This window comes from Streptomyces sp. NPDC033178 (genome assembly GCF_055577685.1).
Genome location: NZ_JBVIPT010000003.1, coordinates 304,349 through 323,764, shown reverse-complemented (window position 1 = coordinate 323,764; position 19,416 = coordinate 304,349). Strand labels below are relative to the sequence as shown.

Sequence of the window (19,416 nt, the reverse complement as noted above, 5' to 3'; positions counted from 1 at the left end):
ACCCCGTCACGCAAGCCGTTGGTCCTTCACCACACGGTCGACCGGAGTCCCGCGCTTCGCCGCCTGGATCTGCTCGTACACATGGGTCCGCAGCTCGGCGAAGCGAGGGGCCACCCGGGTGTTCAACTGGTCGCGCTCGGCAGGGAGATCGATCTTCAGCTGCTCCTGGACGACGGTCGGGGAGGAGGACAGGATCAGCACCCGCTCGCCGAGATACACGGCCTCGTCGATGTCGTGCGTCACGAAGAGGATCGTGATGCCCCGCTGCCGCCACAACCCGCGGACCAGGTCCTCCAGTTCGGCGCGGGTCTGCGCGTCCACCGCCGCGAACGGCTCGTCCATGAGCAGCACATCGGGCTCGTACGCGAGTGCGCGGGCGATCGCCACCCGCTGCTGCATGCCGCCCGACAGCTGCCACGGGTACGCACCCGCCGCGTCGGTGAGACCGACCGAGTCCAGCGCGTCGGCGACCAGTTCACGACGCCGCGTGCTGGACAACTTCTTCTGCTTGAGAGGCAGTTCGACGTTCTCGCGGACCCGCATCCAGGGGAAGAGACTGCGCCCGTACTCCTGGAAGACGACGGCCATCCCGGGCGGCGGCCCGGTCACGCGCTCACCTCCGAGGAGCACGTCACCCGCTGTGGGCGTCAGCAGCCCGCCCACGCACTTCAGCAATGTCGTCTTGCCGCAGCCCGACGGGCCGACGAGACACACCAGTTCGCCGGCCTCGACCGTGAAGGTGAGGTCGCGTACCGCCTCCACCCGGCGGCCCGACCCCTCGTAGACCTTCTGCAGGCCGCGTACGTCGAGCATGGAGTGCCCTTTCGAGAGGTTCACGACGACCGCCGGGAGACGTCGCGCAGACCGTGGTACCAGCCGAGCACCCGCCGCTCGACCAACCGGAAGAGAACCGACAGCACAAAACCGAGCAGCCCGAGCAGCAGGATCCCGGTCCACATGTCGGGGATGGCGAAGCCGCGCTGGAACTGGACGATGGTGAAGCCCAACCCGTTGCTCGCGGCGAACATCTCGCTGATGACCATCAGGATGATGCCGATGGACAGGGCCTGCCGCAGCCCAGCGAAGATCTGCGGACTCGCCGAGCGCAGCACCACGTGCCGCAGCCGCGCGACGCCCGTGATGCCGTACGAGCGGGCCGTCTCCGACATCACGGAGTCGACCGCCCGGACGCCCTCCACGGTGTTGAGCAGGATCGGCCAGACACAGCCGCTCGCGATCACCGCGATCTTCATCGTGTCGCCGATGCCCGCGAAGAGCATGATGACCGGCACCAGCACGGGTGGCGGCACCGCGCGCAGGAACTCCAGGACCGGCTCGCACACGGCCCGCACCCGTCGGTACGAGCCGATGACGGTGCCCAGTGCCACACCGGCGACGGCCGCGCACGCGTACCCGGCGCTCAGCCGCAGCACGCTCGGCAGCACGTCCTCCCGCCACCGCTCACCCGTCCACACGTCCGGAAAGGTGGTGAGGATCGTGCGCAGCGACGGCCAGTAGATGTCGGTGTTGTCCTCCGAGGCGACCCACCAGAGCGCGACCAGCAGCGCGGGCAGCGCGACGGCGAAGCACAGCCGCAGCAGCAGACCCTTCACACCGCCACCTCCCCGCGTACGGACTGGTGCCAGGACAGCGCCCGCCGCTCGACGGTCCGCGCGCCCACGTTGATCAGCAGCCCGAGCAGCCCGGTGACCACCACCAGCGCGTACATCTCCGGCACCGCCTGCGAGGTCTGGGCGACGGCGATCCGGGCGCCCAACCCCGGTGCCCCGATGACGAGTTCGGCGGTCACGGCGAGGATCAGCGCCACCGTGGCAGCCAGCCGCACACCCGTCATGACGTACGGGAGGGCCGAGGGCCAGAGCACGTGCCGGATCCGCGCCCAGGTGCCGAGGCCGTACGAGCGGGCCGTCTCCTCGGCGACCGGGTCGACGTCCCGGACGCCGTACATGACCTGGATCAGGACCTGCCAGAAGGACGCATAGACGACGAGGAGCAGGACCGAGCGCAGATCGGTGCCGAACAGCAGCACCGCCAGCGGGATCAGGGCGACCGAGGGGATCGGGCGCAGGAACTCGATCGTCGAGGCTGTCGCCTCGCGTAGGTAGGGCGTGACCGAGATCAGAACTCCCGCCAGGATTCCGGCCGTTACCGCGATCGTGAGCCCGATCGCCCAGCCGGTGAGCGTGTCCCCGAGCGCGGTCCAGAACGCCTCGTCGGCGAGTTCCGTCGCGAGCGCGTCGGCGATGCGGCTGGTCGGCGGGAAGTACTCGTCCTTGACGAGGCCGAGCCGCGGCACCGCCTCGCCGAGTGCGAGGAAGGCCACGAGCCCGGCCGCGCCCAGGACGGCGTTGGCACCCCTCACGGCAGCAGCTTGTCCAGGTCCGGGGCCTTGTCGAACAGACCGTCCTGCACGCCCAGTTCGGACAGCCGCTCGATGGAGGCGCGGTTCGGCTCGGCCGGCCACCGGGGGAGGGTCAGCGTCTCCAGGAGGTCCTTCGGGATCTTCGTGTACGTGGCGATGATCTCGCGCGCCTCCTCCGGGTGGCTGTCGGCGTACGCGAGGGACTCGGCGGTGGCCTCATGGAACTTCTTCACCATCTCCGGGTTCTTCTGGGCGTACTGCTGGGAGGTGAAGTACATGGCCACGGTGAGGTCGGGCGACACGTCGACGAAGAGCGACGCGATGCTGGTGCCGCCCTGGGACTTGATGGTGGCGAGCGCGGGCTCCACCACACAGGCCGCGTCCACCTGGCCGTTCGCGAGCGCGGCCGGCATCTGGTCGAAGGGCATCTCCACGAACTCGACCTTGGACGGGTCGCCGCCGTCCTTGCGGACCGACTCCCTCGTCGAGGTGTCACAGATGTTGTTGAGCGTGTTGGCGGCGACCTTCTTGCCCTCCACGTCCTTGGCGGACCTGAGGGGGCTGCCCTTCTTCACGGCGAGCTCCGCGAAGTCGGCACCCTCCTTGCCGGTGGACGCGACACCGTTCGCCACGGCCTTGACCGGCATGTTCTTGGACTGGGCGACCAGCAGGGACGTCGTGTTGCTGAAGCCGAAGTCGAACTGGCCGGAGACGACGCCCGGCACGATCGCCGCGCCGCCCTGGGCGCTCGTCAGCGACAGCTTGATGCCGCGTTTGCTGTAGAAGCCCTTCGACTGGCCCAGGTACAGGGGCGCGACGTCGATGATGGGGATGACGCCGGCCTTGATCGTGGTGGTACCACCGCCGGACGCCTTGTCGTCGTCCGACCCGGAGGAGTCGGACGAACCGCAGGCCGTCGCGGCGACGAACACGGCGCCGGCCGCGAGGCCGATGAGCAGACGACGCATGACTCCCCCTCTGGACCACTGGGACAGTTCCTCGACAGGCTGTGCGCAGACCGCACAGAAGTGCTCAGCGGGAACGTAGAACCTCGCCGGGAGCGGGTCAATGCTCTTGACACGCAAGGTCGTTGACAGTTGCCGAAGTGTGCTCCTAGCGTGCGCAGTGCGCACCCCCGTGCGTCCCGTGGAGGCGACGATGCCTGCTGGAGCCCGCGAACCTCACTTCGTCCGTTCCTTCGAGCGCGGCCTCGCGGTCATCCGCGCCTTCGACGCCGACCACCCGGAACTGACGCTCAGCGAGGTGGCAAGGCTCACCGACCTCACCCGCGCGGCGGCCCGCCGCTTCCTGCTGACGCTCTTCGACCTGGGGTACGTGACGACGGACGGGCGGATGTTCCGGCTCACCCCGCGCGTCCTCGAACTCGGCTACTCGTACCTGTCCAGTTTCACCCTGCCGGAGATCGCCGAGCCGCATTTGGAGCAACTCGTCGCACAGATAAGGGAGTCGTCGTCCCTGTGCGTCCTCGACGGCGACGACATCGTCTATGTGGCCCGGGTGCCCACGCACCGCATCATGACCGCGACGATCACCGTCGGCACCCGCTTCCCAGCCCACGTCACGTCCGTGGGACGGGTGTTGCTCGCCCAGCTGCCCGACCAGGAGATCGACGCCCGGCTCGGCCGCGCGGACCTGCGCGCTCTCACGGCTCGCACGATCGCCTCGGCCGACCTGCTGCGCACCGAACTGCGCCGGGTCCGCCGGCAGGGGTACGCGATCGTCGACCAGGAGCTGGAGGAGGGGCTGCGCTCGGTCGCCGTCCCGGTACGGGACCGGGACGGCGAGGTGGTGGCGGCGGTCAACATCCCCGTGCACGCCAGCCGCAACTCCGTCGACTCCGTACGCCGTGACCTGCTGCCGCATCTGCTGGCCACGGTCGCCCGGATCGAGGCGGACCTGGGGTCCGTCCGGCGGATCAGGTCGCAGACGCGGTAGGAGTCGTCACAGGTCGAGCACGAGGCGCTTCCCACGGCACCGGGACACACAGATGAGCATGGTCTCACCGGCCTCCCGTTCCTCGTCCGTGAGCACCGAGTCCCGGTGGTCCGGGGTGCCTTCGAGGACGTCCGTCTCACAGGTCCCGCAGGTGCCCTCGGTGCAGGAGAAGAGCACCTCGACCCCCGCGGACCGTACGGTGTCGAGCACGGAGACGTCCGCGGGGACGGTGAGGGTCTGGCCCGAACGTTCCAGGACCACCTCGAACTCCGTGTCCGCGCCCGTACCCTGGACCTTGGGCTGGAACCTCTCGACGTGCAGCGCGCCCTTCGGCCACCCCGCGCACCGCTCCTCCACGGCGTCCAGCAGCGGACCGGGACCGCAGCAGTAGACGAGCGTGCCGGGCTGCGGGCTGCCGAGTTCGGAGTCGAGGTCGAGCAGCCCGGCCTCGTCCTGCGGGGCGACGCGCACCCTGTCCCCGTACTGGCTCAACTCCCCAACGAAAGCCATGGAGTTGCGCGTACGGCCGCCGTACAGCAGTGTCCACTCCGCGCCCGCCGCCTCGGCCTCCGCCAGCATCGGCAGGATCGGGGTGATGCCGATGCCGCCCGCGACGAAGCGGTAGCGCGGCGAGGGCTGGAGGGCGAAGTGGTTGCGCGGGCCGCGCACGCGGACCTTGTCGCCCGCCTCCAACTGGCCGTGCACATGGGCGGATCCGCCGCGACCGTCGGGTTCCCGCAGGACCGCGACGCGCCAGGAGTGCCGGTCGGCCGGATCACCGCACAGGGAGTACTGCCGCTCCAGGTCCGGGCCCAGGATCACATCGATGTGGGCGCCCGGCTCCCAGGCCGGCAGCTCCTCGCCCAGCGGATGGCGGAGGGTGAGGGCGAGCACGCCTTCGGCGGCCAAGTCCCGTCGCTCGACGACGAGTTCGGCTTCGTAGGAGGTCATGAGCCGTTTCCTTGAGGGGCGTGCGGGTCGCTCGGAATGTTCGGGTTCGGGACGTGCGGGTCGCTCGGTGCGTGCGGGTCGCTCGGCGCGTGCGGGGTCCGCGGGGCGTGCGGATCCCGAGGGGCGTGTCCTTCGGGGTGGCCGAGCATCCACTCCCACATCTCGATCGGATCCTCGGCGCTGTGCTCGGCCCCGCAGTGACAGGTGCCGTGCAGCACATCGGTGCCCGGCAGCCAGTCGATGCGGTAGATCTCGCCGGTCGGGCTGGTCACTGGACCTTCTCCATGGGCTTCTCGCCCTCCTCGACCAGCCGGGCGAGGATACGGCGGGCGGCCAGACCACCGGTGTCGATGTTGATGCTCAGCTCCTGGTAGCCGGTCCGCTCCGTGCCCAGCGTCTTCTGCAGCAGATTGAGCGCGTCGACGTCCTGCATCACGACCGTGTGGTTGTTGCCCCGCAGGAACTCGGTGACCTCGGCGTCGTCGGTCGCCCAGTCGCGCGAGACCATCCAGAAGTCGTACACCTTGCCGTCGGCGGACGGCGTGATGGCGTACGTGATCTCCGTGTGGAAGCCGTTCGGATCACTGCCGTCCGCCTCGGGCACCACACCGACCGGGGCGATCCGGCTGTGCAGCAGATACAGACAAGGCGCGTGGTACTCGATGTCCTGCCAGCGGGTGATCCGCCCCTCGATACCGGTCGACCTGGCGTAGAACGGCGGGCACTCGGCGTCGTCCATGTGCCGGCTGACCCGGACGATGCCCGCACCCTCGTCCACCTCGGTGGTGATCGGCGTCTCGGCGACCTCCGGGGTGCCGATGTAGCCGCCGTGCAGATACGTCTCATGGGACAGATCGAGGAGGTTGTCGACGAGGAGGCCGTAGTCGGCGTCGATCGGCTCCATCCCGCTGACGGTGACCCAGCCGGGGGAGTCCAGGTGCCTGGCCCGCGGAATGGTCTCCGGGTCGGCGAGGGCCGGGTCGCCTATCCACACCCAGATCAGGGCGTCCTGCTCGACCACCGGGTACGAGGCGACCCGGGCGGTACGGGGGACGCGTTTCTGACCGGGCACGTACACACACGCACCCGTCGTGTCGTACGTGAAGCCGTGGTAGCCGCAGACGATCCGGTCGCCGTCGAGCCCGCTCTCCGAGAGCGGATACCGGCGGTGCACGCAACGGTCGTGCAGGGCGACCGGCCGTCCGTCGTCCTCGGTGCGGTAGAAGACGAGCGGCTCACCGAGAACCGTCCGACCGAGCAGTTCCCGTCCCACCTCGTGGGCGTAGGCGGCGACGTACCACTGGTTCCTGGCGAAGGCGGTCATGTGAGGCATGGGCGGTCCCGTCCCTGAGAGCGGGGCGCCGTCGCCCCGCGTGCCGTGGTTGGAATCAGAGTCGTGACCGGTGCGGGGGTTCCGCAAGGCGGCTTCCGTGAGACGGAAGAGCTCTCGTAAAGGGGCTGGTGGGAGTAGTTGGCCCGCCTGCCGGGGCTGCGGGCGTGTGCGAGGGGGTGGCGCTGTTGAGCCGGTGGAGCGGTGTTGTTTCAGCCGGTGGCCGTATCTGTGGGTTGTGTGGCCGTATGGCCATGGCGGGGTCAGGGCCCGGTTCGGACACTGGAGGTGTGGCCGGATGCGCCGGCGAACGGAGAAGCAGGTGGTGGCGATGGTGAACGTTCATTCCGCAGCTGGAGTGCAGGTGCCGGATTCCACATTGGCGAAAGAGGCGACTCAGCTCGTCCGGGACAGTACGAGTGATCTCATTTACGATCATTCGCGGCGGGTGTACTTCTTCGGCTGCCTTCAAGGCCGCAATCGGGATCTCAGCTTCGACCCGGAACTGCTGTATGTCGCGGCGATGTTCCATGACCTCGGACTGGGTGAGCCGTTCCATGACAGTGGACGCCGGTTCGAGGTGGACGGAGCCGACGAGGCCCGTCGCTTTCTGCAGGCGAGGAGTGTGCCCGAGGACAGCATTCGCCGGGTGTGGACCGCTGTCGCTCTGCACACCACTCCGGGCATCCCGGAGTTCATGGAGCCTGAGGTGGCTCTGGTGACGGCGGGCGTGGAGACCGACGTGCTGGGCATCGGTTATCACGAGATTTCAGAGGCGGAGCGTTCCGCTGTGGTGGCTCTGCATCCCCGTCCCGACTTCAAGAACCGCATTCTGGGTGCCTTCACCGAAGGTGTGCGGCCCAAGGCGGAAACCACGTTCGGCAACGTCAAGGCCGATGTCCTCGCCCATTACGTGCCCGGTTTCGAGCGTGGTGACTTCGTCCGCACCATCCTGGACTCCCCGTGGCCCGAGTAGGAGCGGATTCCGCGGATCGAGTGGTGGCCATCACCGCATTCGAGGGCGTGCAATTGCTCGACGTCACCGGCCCCGCCGAGGTGTTCGGGACGGCCAACATGTTCGGTGCCCGCTATGACGTCCGGACCGTCTCTCCGAGCGGCGCGGACGTGCGCACGTCCTCGGGTGTGCGGATCGGGGTGGACGGTGCCCTGGAAAGCCTGCCCGCACGGCTGGGCACCGTGGTCGTGCCCGGCCGGCGCGACTGGCGGCAAGCGGTCGCCGACGTCGATGTCGTGGAGTGCGTCACCGAGGTCGTACGCCGATCAGACCGGGTCACCTCGGTCTGCGCCGGCGCCTTCCTTCTTGCGCACATCGGGGTGCTGGACGGGAGACGAGCGGCCACACACTGGCGGCTGGCCGACGAACTGGCGGCGGCCTATCCGCCGGTGAACGTGGAAGCGGACCCGGTCTTCGTCAGGGACGGGCACGTCACCACCTCCGCCGGTATCACCGCGGGCATCGACCTGGCGCTCTCCTTGGTCGAGGACGACTACGGCCCCGACCTGGCACGTGACGTGGCACGCGAACTCGTCGTCTTCATGGCCCGTCCTGCGGGGCAGTCCCAGTTCAGCGCCCGTCTGATTCCGCGTGAGGCCAGGCATCCCCTGCTGCGACGGGCGATGGACACGGTCGTGGCCGACCCGGCGGCTCCGCACAGCCTGGACACACTCGCCCGGGACGTCGGCGTCAGCCCCCGCCACCTGACCCGCCTGTTTCGTAGCGAAACAGGCATGTCGCCAGGTCAGTACCTCGAATCCGCAAGGCTGGAGAGTGCCCGAGCCATCCTTGAGGCCGGCGACGAACCCGTCGAAGCCGTGGCCGACCGATCCGGTTTCGGTTCTTCGGAAACCATGCGCCGCGCCTTCCGCCACACGCTGGGGGTGACGCCCACCACCTACCGGGCACGTTTCCGGTCCACCAATCCCGGTCGCTGAAGGCGCGGGCCTTCGCGACAGCGGCGCGGCGCCTGGGAGCCGATCCCGACGCCATGCTGGACTACGTCCGCGCCACCATGGGCGAGTCCAAGATCTCCGTCTTCCGGCATCTGTTCGGGGAGGAGACCAAGGCCCAGGAAGCCAACAAGGCCTTCGAGGAGGCGTACGCGGAGCTGGTCGACGGCGGGCTCGTCGCGCCGGTCCCCGGTGCACGCGAGGCGATCGAGCAGCTCAGGTCCCAGGGCCGCACGGTCGTGCTGACCACCGGCTTCGCGCGCACCACGCAGGACGCGATCCTGGCCGCGCTCGGCTGGCAGGACCTGGTGCCCGTGACGCTGTGCCCCGTCGACGCAGGGGGCCGCGGGCGCCCCTACCCCGACATGGTCCTCGGCGCGTTCCTGCGGACGGCCGCGGCGGACGGCGTCCGGCAGATCGCCGTGGTGGGCGACACCTCGTACGACATGCTCAGCGGGGTCCGTGTGGGCGCGGGCGTGGTGGCCGGTGTCCTGACCGGCGCGCACGACGAGGACGCGCTGCGGGCGTCCGGGCCTCCATGTGCTGGGTTCCGTGGCGGAGTTGCCGGGAGCACTCGCATGAGCAGCGGCATCCGCTTCGACTCGGTCACGGTCGCCTACGACGGGAACGTGGTCCTCGACGCGCTCGACCTCACCGTCGAACCCGGCGAGGTGATGGCCCTGCTCGGGCCGTCCGGGTCCGGCAGGACCACCGTGCTGCGGGCGGTCGCCGGGCTCGTGCGGCCCGTCTCCGGGCGGGTGTACCCGGGCGGGCGCGATGTGACCGACCTGCCTCCGCACCGGCGGGGGATCGGGATGGTCGTCCAGCAGTGCTCATGGACGGCGTACAGGTCTTCCAGCCCAAGTGGGCCGACATCGACAAGAACCTCACGTCGTACGTCGACGAATGGAAGGAAACGACCGGAAGCTGACCGTTCCCGGTCCGGTCATGGACGGTTCATGGGCGGGCCGCGCACCTCACGTACCGCCGTCTTTCACACAGATGCCACGCGACCCTTCCCTGTCGTTTGTTGCTCTTGGAACACTCCATTCGCGCACGTTCCATCACGTACTCGCCCTCAGTACCCCTTCAGGACAAGAGGTCAGCTGCCATGCCCGAAGTGAATCGGCGCCGTTTCCTCCAACTCGCAGGCGGCACCGCGGCGTTCACCGCGCTGTCGGAGAGCATCGCCAAGGCCGCGGCCATTCCCGCGGGCTACCACCGCGGCACCATCGAGGACGTCGAGCACGTCGTCGTCCTCATGCAGGAGAACCGTTCCTTCGATCACTACTTCGGTGCGCTCAGAGGCGTCCGCGGCTTCGGTGACCCGCACCCGGTCACGCTCGACAACGGCAAGTCCGTGTGGCACCAGTCGGACGGCACCAAGGACCTGCTGCCCTTCCACCCGGAGGCCGACGACCTCGGCATGCAGTTCCTGGAGGGCCTGCCGCACAGCTGGCCCGACGGGCACGCCGCCTACAACGGCGGCAAGTACGACAAGTGGGTCCCCGCCAAGGGCGCCACGACCATGGCGTACCTGACCCGCGAGGACATCCCGTTCCACTACGCGCTCGCCGACACCTTCACCGTCTGCGACGCGTACCACTGCTCGTTCATCGGCTCCACCGACCCGAACCGCTACTACATGTGGACGGGCTTCACGGGGAACGACGGCAAGGGCGGCGGGCCGGTCCTCGGCAACGACGAGGTCGGCTACGACTGGACGACCTACCCCGAGCGCCTTGAGAAGGCCGGGATCTCCTGGAAGGTCTACCAGGACATCGGCAACGGCCTGGACGCGGCCGGCTCCTGGGGCTGGATCTCGGACCCGTATCGCGGCAACTACGGCGACAACTCGCTGCTCTACTTCAACAAGTACCGCAACGCCAAAGCCGGCGACCCGCTGTACGACAAGGCCCGCACCGGCACCGACGCCCGTAAGGGCGAGGGCTTCTTCGACCAGCTGCGGGCCGACGTCAAGGGCGGCAAGCTGCCGCAGGTTTCGTACATCGCCGCCCCCGAGGCCTTCTCCGAGCACTCCAACTGGCCCTCGAACTACGGCGCCTGGTACATCTCCCAGGTCCTGGACGCGCTCACCTCCGACCCCAAGGTGTGGGCGAAGACGGCCCTGTTCATCACGTACGACGAGAACGACGGCTTCTTTGACCACCTCGTTCCGCCGCTGCCGCCGCGCGACGCCGCCCACGGCAAGTCCACCGTCGACGTCGGCCCGGACCTCTTCGCGGGCAGCTCGACCCATGTCGCGGGCCCCTATGGGCTCGGCCCGCGTGTGCCGATGATCGTCGTCTCGCCCTGGAGCAAGGGCGGCTACGTCTGCTCCGAGACCCTCGACCACACCTCGATCGTCCGGTTCATGGAGCGCCGCTTCGGCGTCGAGGAGCCGAACATCTCGCCCTGGCGGCGGGCCATCTGCGGCGACCTGACCGCCGCCTTCGACTTCTCCCGCAAGGACAGCAAGCCGGCCGACCTCCCGGACACCGACGCGTACGAGCCGCCGGACAAGGACCGGCACCCGGACTACAAGCCGACCCCGCCGGCGGATCCCGAGCTGCCCAAGCAGGAGCGCGGTCTGCGGCTCGCCCGCCCGCTCCGGTACGCACCCTGGATCGACGGCTCGGCCGACCCGAGGGCCGGGAAGTTCACGCTGACCTTCGCCTCCGGAAAGAAGGCCGGCGCCTCCTTCCACGTGACCTCCGGGAGCCGCGCCGACGGACCCTGGACCTACACCACCGAGGCCGGCAAGAGCGTCTCGGACACCTGGAACTCCGCCTACTCGAACGGCTCGTACGACCTGACCGTGCACGGGCCCAACGGCTTCGTACGCGTCTTCAAGGGCCCGGGCAAGACCGCCGGACCCGAGGTCACCGCACGGCACGACGGGGACGACATCGAGCTGACCTTCACCAACAAGGGCTCCCGCACGGCCGAGCTCAAGCTCACCAACGGCTACGGCGGAAGGCCCAAGTCGATCCGGGTACGGTCCGGCGCGACCGTCAGGCACACCGTGGACCTGGGGGCGAGCAAGCGCTGGTACGACCTCACCGTGTCCGACGCGGACGGTTCGTTCCTGCGCCGGTTCGCCGGGCACGTCGAGAACGGCCGGGTGGGCGTCAGCGACCCGGCGATCGCCAGGGCCTAGAGGGTGCGATTCGCCGCCGGAGATGCGATGAGTCCCACATCGCACGGACTGGTCAGGTACTGGCGGACCCGGGGTAGTGTGCCCCGGTGACCACGCATTCGAACACTCCTGCAGGTTGGTACCCGGATCCTCAGGGTCTGCCCCAGACGCTGCGTTACTGGGACGGCGTTCAGTGGACCCAGCACACCAACCAGGACCAGCAGCAGGCCCAAGCCGCGCAGCCGGTCCAGCACGTGCAGCAGCAGCCGCAGCACCCTGTGCAGCAGCCGCAGCCCGTGCACCAGCAGCCTGCGCAGCAGGTTCCGCAGCAGGCGGGAGGGTTCGACCCGCGTGTGCAGCAGCAGGTGCATCAGCAGGCCGGTGTCGCCCCGAACGCCGCCGGCGGGGGCACGCTGTTCACCGAGCCGGTCCTGGTGGTGAACCAGAAGGCCAAGCTGATCGAGCTGACCAACGAGTACAAGGTCATGGACCAGCAGGGCAACCAGCTCGGCTCGGTGGTGCAGGTCGGACAGGGCGCGCTGAAGAAGGTGCTGCGCTTCTTCGCGAGCCTCGACCAGTTCATGACGCACAAGCTGGAGATCCGCGACGCGTACGGTCAGCCGCAGCTGCTGCTGACCCGGCCCCGGAAGTTCATGAAGTCGCGGGTGCTCGTGGCCCGTCCGGACGGTTCGCCGGTCGGTGAGATCGCCCAACAGAACATGGTCGGGAAGATCAACTTCGCGATCAAGGTCGACGGCAAGCAGGTCGGTGCGATCAAGGCGGAGAACTGGCGCGCCTGGAACTTCTCGATCGTCGACCACGCCGACAACGAGGTCGCCCGGATCACCAAGACCTGGGAAGGCCTCGCCAAGACGATGTTCACGACTGCGGACAACTACGTCCTGCAGCTGCACTACCGGCTTCCCGAGCCCATGTTGAGCCTCGTGATAGCGACGGCGCTGACCGTCGACACGGCGCTCAAGCAGGACAGCCGAGGGCTTGGCTGACGCGTCGGTTGGTCGGTTGGCCGGTTCGTCATGAGGGAGGGCGGCCGCGGATGTCCGCGGCCGCCCTCCCTCGTTCCGTCGTGGCCCGCAGAGCGGCCTACAGCGGGGTGAGACGCCCGCGCTTCGGCTGCCGCGGCAGCAACGACGGCTCGTTCAGGGCCGATCCGGGCTCCAGGGCGAGAACCGCGGCCACCGGGTGCTCCTCGTCCGTCGAAGGCTCCGTTGGAGGTTCCGCCGTTGGGGCTCCCACCGCCGAAGGCGCCGGCGTGGCGCGCGACAGCGTCACCACGCCCCAGGCCGCGACCGCCGCCCCGGCCAGCGCCAACAGGAGTCCCGCCGCGCCGCCCTGCAGTCGCTCGCCGAGCAGCGAGAGGCCGATCACCGCGGCGGCGATCGGGTTGGCCAGCGTCACCACCGCGAGGGGAGCGCCGAGCCCGCTCTTGTAGGCGGTCTGCGACAGCAGCAGCCCGCCCGCCGCGAACGCGGCGACCAGCAGCGCGACCACGATCACCTGCCCGCTGAGCAGAGATTCCGAGCGGTCCGTCGCGGCGACCGTGACGGTCTGCGTGAGCGCCGAGGCGACACCCGAGGCGAAGCCGGACGCGGTCGCGTGCCGCAGCCCGGGGCGGGTGCCCCGCCCGGCCAGTACGCCGATGAGGGCCGCGGTCGTGCCCGCCACGGCCAGTGCCTGCGGGAGGCTCAGCACATCGTCGGGAGCGGGCCCGGACGCCGTGACCAGCAGGGCCGCGAGCCCGGCCAGCGTCAGCGCCGTACCGCGCCACTCGACGAAGGTGACGCGCCGCCCCGCCATCCGCGCGCCCAGCGGCACCGCGGCGACGAGAGTGAGCGCGCCGAGCGGCTGGACCAGTGTGAGGGGCCCGTACTTGAGGGCGGCCACGTGCAGCAGCGCCGCCGACGCGTTGAGGCCCACGGACCACCACCAGGCACCGCTGCCGAGCAGCCGGAGCACCCCGGAGTCGGGGGTCCGTGCGGCCAGCCGCTGCTGGGCCACCGCCGCGGCCGCGTACGCGACGGCCGAGAACAGCGACAGGACGACGGCGACGAGCGTGGCGCTCATCGTCCGGCTCCCACGAGCTCCGGAGCGTCCTGCGCGCCGGGTGCCCCCGGTCCGTTCGGCCCGTCCGATCCTTCCGGCCCTTCCTGTACGGAGCCCCCGGCGCCCACGCGCTCCCGGGTGGGCGCCGTCGGCGTCGCCGTCAGGCGCGGTACGCGGATCACGGCGAGGGCGATGCCGAGCAGCGCGGCCGCCACGATCGCGTCGAGCCAGTAGTGGTTCGCCGTGCCGACGACGACCAGGAGCGTGACCAGCGGATGCAGCAGCCAGAGCCACCGCCACCGGGACCGGGTCGCGGCGATCAGGCCGATCGCGACCATCAGGGCCCAGCCGAAGTGCAGCGACGGCATCGCCGCGAACTGGTTCGACAGCGAGTCGGTCTCGGGCGAGGCGCCGTACACCGTGGGCCCGTACACCTGGCCGGTGTCCACGAGGCCCGTCGCGGCGAGCATGCGCGGCGGGGCGAGCGGGAACGTGAGGTGCACCACCAGGGCGGCGGCGGTGACCGCGGCGAGGACCCGGCGGGCCCACACGTAGTGCCCGGGCCGCCGCAGGTACAGCCAGACCAGGAAGGCCGCGGTGGCGGGGAAGTGGACGGTCGCGTAGTAGGTGTTGACGATGTGCACGAGGGTGTCGCCGTGCAGCAGCGCCGACTGCACGTCGCCTTCGCCGGGCAGGTGCAGGAACCGTTCGAGGTCCCAGACCCGGTGCGCGTTGTCGAAGGCCTCACCGGTGTGGCCCGTGGCCAGCTGCCGGCCGAGCTTGTAGACGAGGAAGAGTCCCGCGACGAGCAGGAGCTCACGGACGAGGGGCGGCCGCCGTATCGCGGCCTCCCCTTCTCTTGCAGGCTCGGTTCCGCTTTCCATCCCCCGGCCCCTTTGCTGACGTTCTGGTGGTGCTGGTGCGTGGTGAGCCCAGGAGGGGATCCACTCGACACAGGGGTGGGTCCTGTCCAAGGCTCATCGATACGCCAGTGTACCGATACGTTCGCGTTCCGGTACACTGGCGTATCGATAGGACTTACGCCACACTGAGGGCCGGGTCGAGGGCCACACTGGAGAGCACACGGGAAGCGGCCCCGCACGGGGCCGCGGAGACCAGCGAGGAGAAGAGCCATGACGTCGCAGGCAGCGGACGGACCGGAGACGGTCGTCGCCTCGCGCCGCTCCAAGATCACGCGCGAGCGTGAGCAGGAGTTCTTCGACGCCGTGCTCGACCAGATCCGCGAGTGCGGCTACGACGCGCTGACCATGGAGGGCGTCGCCTCCAGCACCCGGTGCAGCAAGTCGACGCTCTACCGGCAGTGGAAGACGAAGCCGCAGTTCGTGGCGGCCGCGCTGCGAGCCAACCACTGTCCCAAGTTCATCGGTATCGACACCGGCTCGCTCGCAGGGGACCTGCGCGCGGTCGCGCGCACGGCGGGCGAGCGGTCGGACGAGGACATCAGGCTGCTCCAGGCGCTCGGGCAGTCCCTGATGCAGGACGACGAACTGCAGCGGGCGCTGCGCGACGCGCTGGTGGAGCCCGAACTGGAGGCGCTCCGGGGGATGGTCCGGCGCGCGGTCGACCGCGGAGAGATCGCGGCCGACCATCCGGTACTGGAGTTCGTGCCGGCGCAACTGCTCGGCGTGCTCCGCGTCCGTCCCCTCCTTGAGGGGCGACCCGCGGACGCGGACTACCTCCTGCGCTATGTGGAGGTGGCCCTGCTGCCGGCCCTGGGGCTGTCGGACACCACCTGAGACCCAGGCCGCCGTCCATGGGATGACTGGACGGTGACCTGCTCGCGCCGCACCGTGGGGACGGGGGCGGCGCGCACCCCCCGGCCGGGTGGGGTTCCTCTCCAGCGGAGAGGCGCTCCACCCGGCCGATCGGTGTCCGGTCCGGGCCCCGGGGCCCCGACCGTCGTACGTCCTGCACGTCCTACACGTTCTGCCCGTTGCCGCCGCCGCCCGCGGCCTCCTTGATGCCCTTGGTGATCTCGTCGATGACCGACTGCTTGGGGGCCTTGGAGCTGACATCGATGCCGAAGCGCACGACGACGAGCTGCTTGGAGTTGGAGGGCGCCGGGAAGACGAGCGACTCGACGTAGCCGTCGTCGCCCTTGCTCGTGACGACCTTCCAGCGGACCGCGTAGCCCTTCTGCCCGGCCACGGTCACGGCCTTGGAGGAGAGCTCGTCGTGCGAGGTGATCTTTCCGTAGCTCTTGCCGCCGTAGGACTCCTCGGCGTTCTTGGCGATGTCCTCCTTGGCGGCGGCCTCGGCGGTGGTGGCCTTGAGCTCCAGCGCGAGCGCGGGAGCCGAGTAGGCGCCGCCGAGGCTGCACGTCTCCGAGGTGTCGCCGGGGCACTTGTAGGTGCCCTTGGCCGTCACCTGCGCGCCCACCTGGATGGTCGAGCCGCTCCAGCCGTCGGGCACGGGCAGGCTGATGCCGTTGATCGGGTCCGTGGCGTAGCCGTCCTCGGACGGGAGCGGCTGCGGGAGCTCGGACTCGCCGCCCTCCGGGGCGCCGGGGCCGCCCTGTCCGCCGCCGTCCTGTCCCTGCGGGCCGCCCGGCTGGGTCGGCACCGGCTGGGCGTTGGTCGAATCGGTGCCGTCCGAGCCGCCGTCCGCGGTCAGCGCGTACACCCCGCCGCCGATGCCGGCGAGGACCGCCACGGCGACGGCCACGGCTATCGCCGTGCGGGCTTTGCGCCGCGGGCCGCCGGGGTGCGCGCCGGGATACGGCGAGCCCGGTGAGAACGCCGGAGGACCCCAAATGGCGCCGGACTCCGCGGGGCGGGTCTGGTCCGTCCATGTCCTACCGTCCCACCAGCGCTGCGTTGCGGGGCCGTCAATTGTCTGCCCGGGGTCGGGATACCAGCCGGGGGGAGTCGCCTGCGTCATGGGTCCACCGTATGAGGCGCGAGTGAAAGCCGGATGAGAGGATCCGGATTCATTTCACCCAATCACCAGCCGCACCGGCTGTTTCAAGCCCCGGGGCACCCGGGGCAGCCCGTCCCGCCCCGGTGTCACCGAGCCCAGGACGCTGGGATGCCGGGCTCCGGTGCTCCTCGGGTCGGTGCCCGCGAGACCGTGCAGTGTCAGGAAGCCGAGGACGGCGAACGCGTACGCCTCCTTCGCGGCCGACGGCAGGCCCAGCGCGTCGGAGGTGTGCAGCGGCACCCCCGGCAACTCCTCGGCGAGCATCGCCATCAGGACGGGATTGCGCGTGCCGCCGCCCGAGGCGATGACCTCGGTGGCGCACACGGAACGGACGGCGTCCGCGACCGTGCGCGCGGTGAGCCGGGTGAGGGTGGCGATCACGTCCTGGTGGGCGAGAGGGCCGATGCACGCGGGAGCCGTCGGAGCCGTCGGAGCCGCGGGAGCCGTCGGATCCGACGGAGTGGCCGGAGCCGCCGCCTTGGCTCGAGTGGCCAGTACGGCCGGATCCGCCACCGCGGCCAGGGCCGCCAGCAGATAGTCCCGGTGGAACAGCTCCTTGCCGGTCGTCTTCGGTGCGGGCAGCGCGTAGTACGGCTCGTCGAGGAGTCGGCGCAGCAGCGGCTCGTGGACCCGGCCGCGGGCGGCCAGTGCGCCGTCCGTGTCGTAGGCGCGGCCGGTGAAGTGGTGGACCGCCGCGTCGATGAGCGCGCCCGCGGGACCGGTGTCGAAGGCGGTTCCGTCGGGCGCGGTGAGGTTGGCGATGCCGCCGAGGTTCAGTGCGACCGGGGTGCCCGGTCTGCCGCGCAGCCACAGCAGGTCGACGAGGCTCACCAGGGGTGCCCCCTGGCCGCCGGCGGCGATGTCGCGTGGCCGGAAGTCGGCGACCACGGGCAGTCCGGTGGCCTCCGCGATCCAGGCGGGCTGACCGATCTGCAGGGTGCCGCGCACCCGCCCGCCGTCGGTCCAGTGGTAGACGGTCTGGCCGTGCGAGGCCACCGACTCGGCCCGTCCGTCGCACAGTTCACGGTCGGCGCGGAGGGCGGTCGCCGCGAAGGCCTGCCCGATGAGCGTGTCGAGGTGGCATACCTCGGCGAGGGTCGTGGCCGCCGGGGGCAGCGCCGCCGCGAGGGCCTCGCGCACCTCGGCGTCGTACGCATCGCCGATCATGCCGAGCGGCCGCAGCGCGAGGCTGTCCCCGTCGAGCCGCAGGTCGGCCGCCGCCGCGTCGATCGCGTCGTACGACGTGCCGGACATCAGGCCGATCACCCGCACCCGCCCGACCCCCTCCTGTTCGACCTCCACCCGCTGGACCTCCACCTGCTCGACGTCCACGTGCTCAACCCGATCAACTCCCTTGCCGTGCCAGCTCCTTGCGGAGCGTCAGAAGTGCGAGCACGCTCACTGCGCATGTCACGGCCGCGTAGTACGCCGGAATGTCCACGCTCCCGGTCCGCTTGATGGTCTCCGTGATGACGAGGCCCGCGCATCCCGAGAACACGGCATTGGACAGGGCGTAGGCGAGTCCCAGTCCCGTGTAGCGGACGCTCGTCGGGAACATCTCCGAGAGCATCGCGGGGCCCGGCCCCGCCATCAGCCCCACGACGGCGCCCGCGACGAACACGGCCCCGCCCTTCACCGCGTTCGAAGTGCCCGTGCTCTGAAGGAGGTTGAGCAGCGGGACCGCGAGGACGGTGACCAGCAGCGCGCCCGTCAGCATCACCGGCCGCCGGCCGATCCGGTCGCTGAGCAGGCCCGCCGGGATGATCGTGACCGCGAAGCCCAGGTTGGCGAGGACGGTGGCGACCAGCGCCTGCTGGAACGTGGCGTTCAGCGAACTCTGCAGATACGAGGGGAGCACGACGAGGAACGTGTAGCCGGCCGCCGCCCAGCCCATGACGCGACCCGCGCCCAGCGCGATCGCCTTCGCCACCTCACGCCCCGGCGGACGCTCCGGCCGGGACTCCTCCCGGAGCGACTCGAAGGACGGCGTCTCGTCGAGCCGCAGGCGCAGCCACAGCGCCCCGAGCCCCATGGGCAGCGTCAGCAGGAACGGCAACCGCCAGCCCCAGTCGCCCAGTTGCCCCTCACTGAGCATGGTCGCAAGGAGCGCGGCCACTCCCGCCCCGCCCAGCAGCCCCAGCGCCACCGTGAACGACTGCCACGACCCGTACAGGCCCCGTCTGCCCGGTGGCGCGAACTCCGTCATCACCGACACCGCGCCCCCGAACTCGCCGCCCGCGGACAGCCCCTGAAGAACCCTCAGAAAGGTCAGCAGCCAGGGCGCGAGGGCGCCCACCGAGTCGTACGTGGGCAGCACGCCGATCAGGGTCGTCGCGGCCGTCATGAGGACGATGACCATGATGAGTACGGGACGGCGTCCGACGCGGTCGCCGAGCCGCCCGAACAGCGCGGCGCCGACGGGCCGGAAGAAGAACGCGAGCGCGAAGGACGCGTACGTCCTGACCAGCGCCTCGACCTCGCTGCCGCCCTCCGGCGTGAAGAACCGGGCCGCGATGACCGTCGCGAAGTAGCCGTAGACGCCGAACTCGTACCACTCGATGAAGTTGCCCACCGACCCCGCGACCAGCGCCCTGCGGGAGCGCTCCGGCCGGCCGGTCCGCAGGTCGGAGCCGTGCACCGGAGCGCCCATGCCGTTCCTCCCGCCGCCCTGACGATGTTGGAAAG

The 19,416-nt window shown here is 70.2% G+C and carries 18 protein-coding genes and 2 pseudogenes; 8 read left to right on the top strand and 12 right to left on the bottom strand.

Annotated features, from left to right (window positions below; translation table 11 throughout):
* Positions 1–6: 6 nt before the first annotated feature.
* Genes ACZ5VQ_RS08750 through ACZ5VQ_RS08735 form a run of 4 tightly spaced genes read right to left on the bottom strand, consistent with a single transcriptional unit; the run spans position 7 to position 3,351 of the window.
* Entirely contained in the window at positions 7–813 is an 807-nt protein-coding gene (locus ACZ5VQ_RS08750) for an ABC transporter ATP-binding protein (RefSeq protein WP_469104274.1), read from the bottom strand.
* A 20-nt stretch (positions 814–833) separates the two neighbouring features.
* The gene (locus ACZ5VQ_RS08745; protein ID WP_469104273.1) at positions 834–1,613 is read right to left on the bottom strand and encodes an ABC transporter permease; all 780 of its coding nucleotides are present in this window, start codon (positions 1,611–1,613) and stop codon (positions 834–836) included.
* Entirely contained in the window at positions 1,610–2,383 is a 774-nt protein-coding gene (locus ACZ5VQ_RS08740) for an ABC transporter permease (protein WP_469104272.1), read from the bottom strand. Before ACZ5VQ_RS08740 ends, ACZ5VQ_RS08745 begins: the two co-directional genes overlap by 4 nt.
* Positions 2,380–3,351, bottom strand: coding sequence for an ABC transporter substrate-binding protein (locus ACZ5VQ_RS08735; RefSeq protein WP_469104271.1), 972 nt, complete (start codon positions 3,349–3,351; stop codon positions 2,380–2,382). The genes ACZ5VQ_RS08740 and ACZ5VQ_RS08735 overlap by 4 nt, the downstream gene beginning before the upstream one ends.
* A 190-nt stretch (positions 3,352–3,541) precedes the next feature.
* Between ACZ5VQ_RS08735 and ACZ5VQ_RS08730 the strand changes: the two genes are divergently transcribed.
* Positions 3,542–4,339, top strand: a complete 798-nt coding sequence (locus ACZ5VQ_RS08730) for an IclR family transcriptional regulator domain-containing protein (RefSeq protein WP_362081118.1) — start codon at positions 3,542–3,544, stop codon at positions 4,337–4,339.
* 6 nt (positions 4,340–4,345) lie between these two features.
* On the opposite strand, the gene ACZ5VQ_RS08725 is transcribed toward ACZ5VQ_RS08730, so the two are convergent.
* From ACZ5VQ_RS08725 to ACZ5VQ_RS08715, 3 genes are read right to left on the bottom strand one after another with little or no spacing between them, the layout of a single operon-like run.
* A complete protein-coding gene (locus ACZ5VQ_RS08725) occupies positions 4,346–5,290 on the bottom strand; it encodes a PDR/VanB family oxidoreductase (RefSeq protein WP_469104270.1) in 945 nt (314 codons plus the stop codon).
* Positions 5,287–5,562: a hypothetical protein gene (locus tag ACZ5VQ_RS08720; RefSeq protein ID WP_469104602.1), complete on the bottom strand. Its 276-nt coding sequence runs from the start codon at positions 5,560–5,562 to the stop codon at positions 5,287–5,289. Before ACZ5VQ_RS08720 ends, ACZ5VQ_RS08725 begins: the two co-directional genes overlap by 4 nt.
* Entirely contained in the window at positions 5,559–6,623 is a 1,065-nt protein-coding gene (locus ACZ5VQ_RS08715; protein ID WP_469104269.1) for a Rieske 2Fe-2S domain-containing protein, read from the bottom strand. Before ACZ5VQ_RS08715 ends, ACZ5VQ_RS08720 begins: the two co-directional genes overlap by 4 nt.
* Positions 6,624–6,918: 295 nt before the next feature.
* Between ACZ5VQ_RS08715 and ACZ5VQ_RS08710 the strand changes: the two genes are divergently transcribed.
* The 6 genes and pseudogenes from ACZ5VQ_RS08710 (at position 6,919) to ACZ5VQ_RS08685 (ending at position 12,734) form a co-directional block, all read left to right on the top strand.
* A complete protein-coding gene (locus ACZ5VQ_RS08710; RefSeq protein ID WP_469104268.1) occupies positions 6,919–7,596 on the top strand; it encodes an HD domain-containing protein in 678 nt (225 codons plus the stop codon).
* Between the two features lie 23 nt (positions 7,597–7,619).
* Positions 7,620–8,573 carry a GlxA family transcriptional regulator gene (locus tag ACZ5VQ_RS08705; protein ID WP_469104267.1) on the top strand — a complete coding sequence of 318 codons (954 nt, stop codon included), beginning with the start codon at positions 7,620–7,622 and terminating at the stop codon, positions 8,571–8,573.
* Positions 8,570–9,170, top strand: a pseudogene (locus ACZ5VQ_RS08700) (HAD hydrolase-like protein); the annotation flags it as partial. The gene ACZ5VQ_RS08705 and the pseudogene ACZ5VQ_RS08700, both read left to right, overlap by 4 nt.
* A pseudogene (locus ACZ5VQ_RS08695) lies at positions 9,167–9,419 on the top strand (ATP-binding cassette domain-containing protein); the annotation flags it as partial. The pseudogenes ACZ5VQ_RS08700 and ACZ5VQ_RS08695, both read left to right, overlap by 4 nt.
* Before the next feature lie 280 nt (positions 9,420–9,699).
* A complete protein-coding gene (locus tag ACZ5VQ_RS08690; RefSeq protein WP_469104266.1) occupies positions 9,700–11,748 on the top strand; it encodes a phosphocholine-specific phospholipase C in 2,049 nt (682 codons plus the stop codon).
* An 86-nt stretch (positions 11,749–11,834) separates the two neighbouring features.
* Positions 11,835–12,734: an LURP-one-related family protein gene (locus ACZ5VQ_RS08685; RefSeq protein WP_469104265.1), complete on the top strand. Its 900-nt coding sequence runs from the start codon at positions 11,835–11,837 to the stop codon at positions 12,732–12,734.
* A 97-nt stretch (positions 12,735–12,831) separates the two neighbouring features.
* Here the strand turns inward: ACZ5VQ_RS08685 and ACZ5VQ_RS08680 are convergent, their stop codons facing one another.
* Positions 12,832–13,812, bottom strand: coding sequence for a DMT family transporter (locus tag ACZ5VQ_RS08680; RefSeq protein ID WP_469104264.1), 981 nt, complete (start codon positions 13,810–13,812; stop codon positions 12,832–12,834).
* Positions 13,809–14,675 carry a phosphatase PAP2 family protein gene (locus ACZ5VQ_RS08675; RefSeq protein ID WP_469104263.1) on the bottom strand — a complete coding sequence of 289 codons (867 nt, stop codon included), beginning with the start codon at positions 14,673–14,675 and terminating at the stop codon, positions 13,809–13,811. The genes ACZ5VQ_RS08680 and ACZ5VQ_RS08675 overlap by 4 nt, the downstream gene beginning before the upstream one ends.
* A gap of 249 nt (positions 14,676–14,924) precedes the next feature.
* On the opposite strand from ACZ5VQ_RS08675, the gene ACZ5VQ_RS08670 reads away from it, so the two are divergent.
* Positions 14,925–15,548: a TetR/AcrR family transcriptional regulator gene (locus ACZ5VQ_RS08670; protein ID WP_469104262.1), complete on the top strand. Its 624-nt coding sequence runs from the start codon at positions 14,925–14,927 to the stop codon at positions 15,546–15,548.
* Positions 15,549–15,729: 181 nt separating this feature from the next.
* On the opposite strand, the gene ACZ5VQ_RS08665 is transcribed toward ACZ5VQ_RS08670, so the two are convergent.
* The 3 genes from ACZ5VQ_RS08665 to ACZ5VQ_RS08655 all read right to left on the bottom strand — a co-directional run bounded on the left by ACZ5VQ_RS08665 (position 15,730) and on the right by ACZ5VQ_RS08655 (position 19,381).
* Positions 15,730–16,692, bottom strand: a complete 963-nt coding sequence (locus ACZ5VQ_RS08665; protein WP_469104261.1) for a DUF2510 domain-containing protein — start codon at positions 16,690–16,692, stop codon at positions 15,730–15,732.
* Between the two features lie 54 nt (positions 16,693–16,746).
* Positions 16,747–18,003, bottom strand: coding sequence for an anhydro-N-acetylmuramic acid kinase (locus ACZ5VQ_RS08660; RefSeq protein ID WP_469104581.1), 1,257 nt, complete (start codon positions 18,001–18,003; stop codon positions 16,747–16,749).
* Between the two features lie 73 nt (positions 18,004–18,076).
* Entirely contained in the window at positions 18,077–19,381 is a 1,305-nt protein-coding gene (locus tag ACZ5VQ_RS08655; protein ID WP_469104260.1) for an MFS transporter, read from the bottom strand.
* Positions 19,382–19,416: the final 35 nt, after the last annotated feature.

Excerpts from the sequence above, each read along its gene's own strand:
- ACZ5VQ_RS08680 (WP_469104264.1), bottom strand. The coding sequence starts at position 13,812 with ATGAGCGCCACGCTCGTCGCCGTCGTCCTGTCGCTGTTCTCGGCCGTC.
- ACZ5VQ_RS08710 (WP_469104268.1), top strand. The coding sequence starts at position 6,919 with ATGCGCCGGCGAACGGAGAAGCAGGTGGTGGCGATGGTGAACGTTCAT.
- ACZ5VQ_RS08725 (WP_469104270.1), bottom strand. The coding sequence starts at position 5,290 with ATGACCTCCTACGAAGCCGAACTCGTCGTCGAGCGACGGGACTTGGCC.
- ACZ5VQ_RS08750 (WP_469104274.1), bottom strand. The coding sequence starts at position 813 with ATGCTCGACGTACGCGGCCTGCAGAAGGTCTACGAGGGGTCGGGCCGC.
- ACZ5VQ_RS08715 (WP_469104269.1), bottom strand. The coding sequence starts at position 6,623 with ATGCCTCACATGACCGCCTTCGCCAGGAACCAGTGGTACGTCGCCGCC.
- ACZ5VQ_RS08665 (WP_469104261.1), bottom strand. The coding sequence starts at position 16,692 with ATGACGCAGGCGACTCCCCCCGGCTGGTATCCCGACCCCGGGCAGACA.
- ACZ5VQ_RS08735 (WP_469104271.1), bottom strand. The coding sequence starts at position 3,351 with ATGCGTCGTCTGCTCATCGGCCTCGCGGCCGGCGCCGTGTTCGTCGCC.
- ACZ5VQ_RS08675 (WP_469104263.1), bottom strand. The coding sequence starts at position 14,675 with ATGGAAAGCGGAACCGAGCCTGCAAGAGAAGGGGAGGCCGCGATACGG.
- ACZ5VQ_RS08690 (WP_469104266.1), top strand. The coding sequence starts at position 9,700 with ATGCCCGAAGTGAATCGGCGCCGTTTCCTCCAACTCGCAGGCGGCACC.
- ACZ5VQ_RS08730 (WP_362081118.1), top strand. The coding sequence starts at position 3,542 with ATGCCTGCTGGAGCCCGCGAACCTCACTTCGTCCGTTCCTTCGAGCGC.
- ACZ5VQ_RS08655 (WP_469104260.1), bottom strand. The coding sequence starts at position 19,381 with ATGGGCGCTCCGGTGCACGGCTCCGACCTGCGGACCGGCCGGCCGGAG.
- ACZ5VQ_RS08670 (WP_469104262.1), top strand. The coding sequence starts at position 14,925 with ATGACGTCGCAGGCAGCGGACGGACCGGAGACGGTCGTCGCCTCGCGC.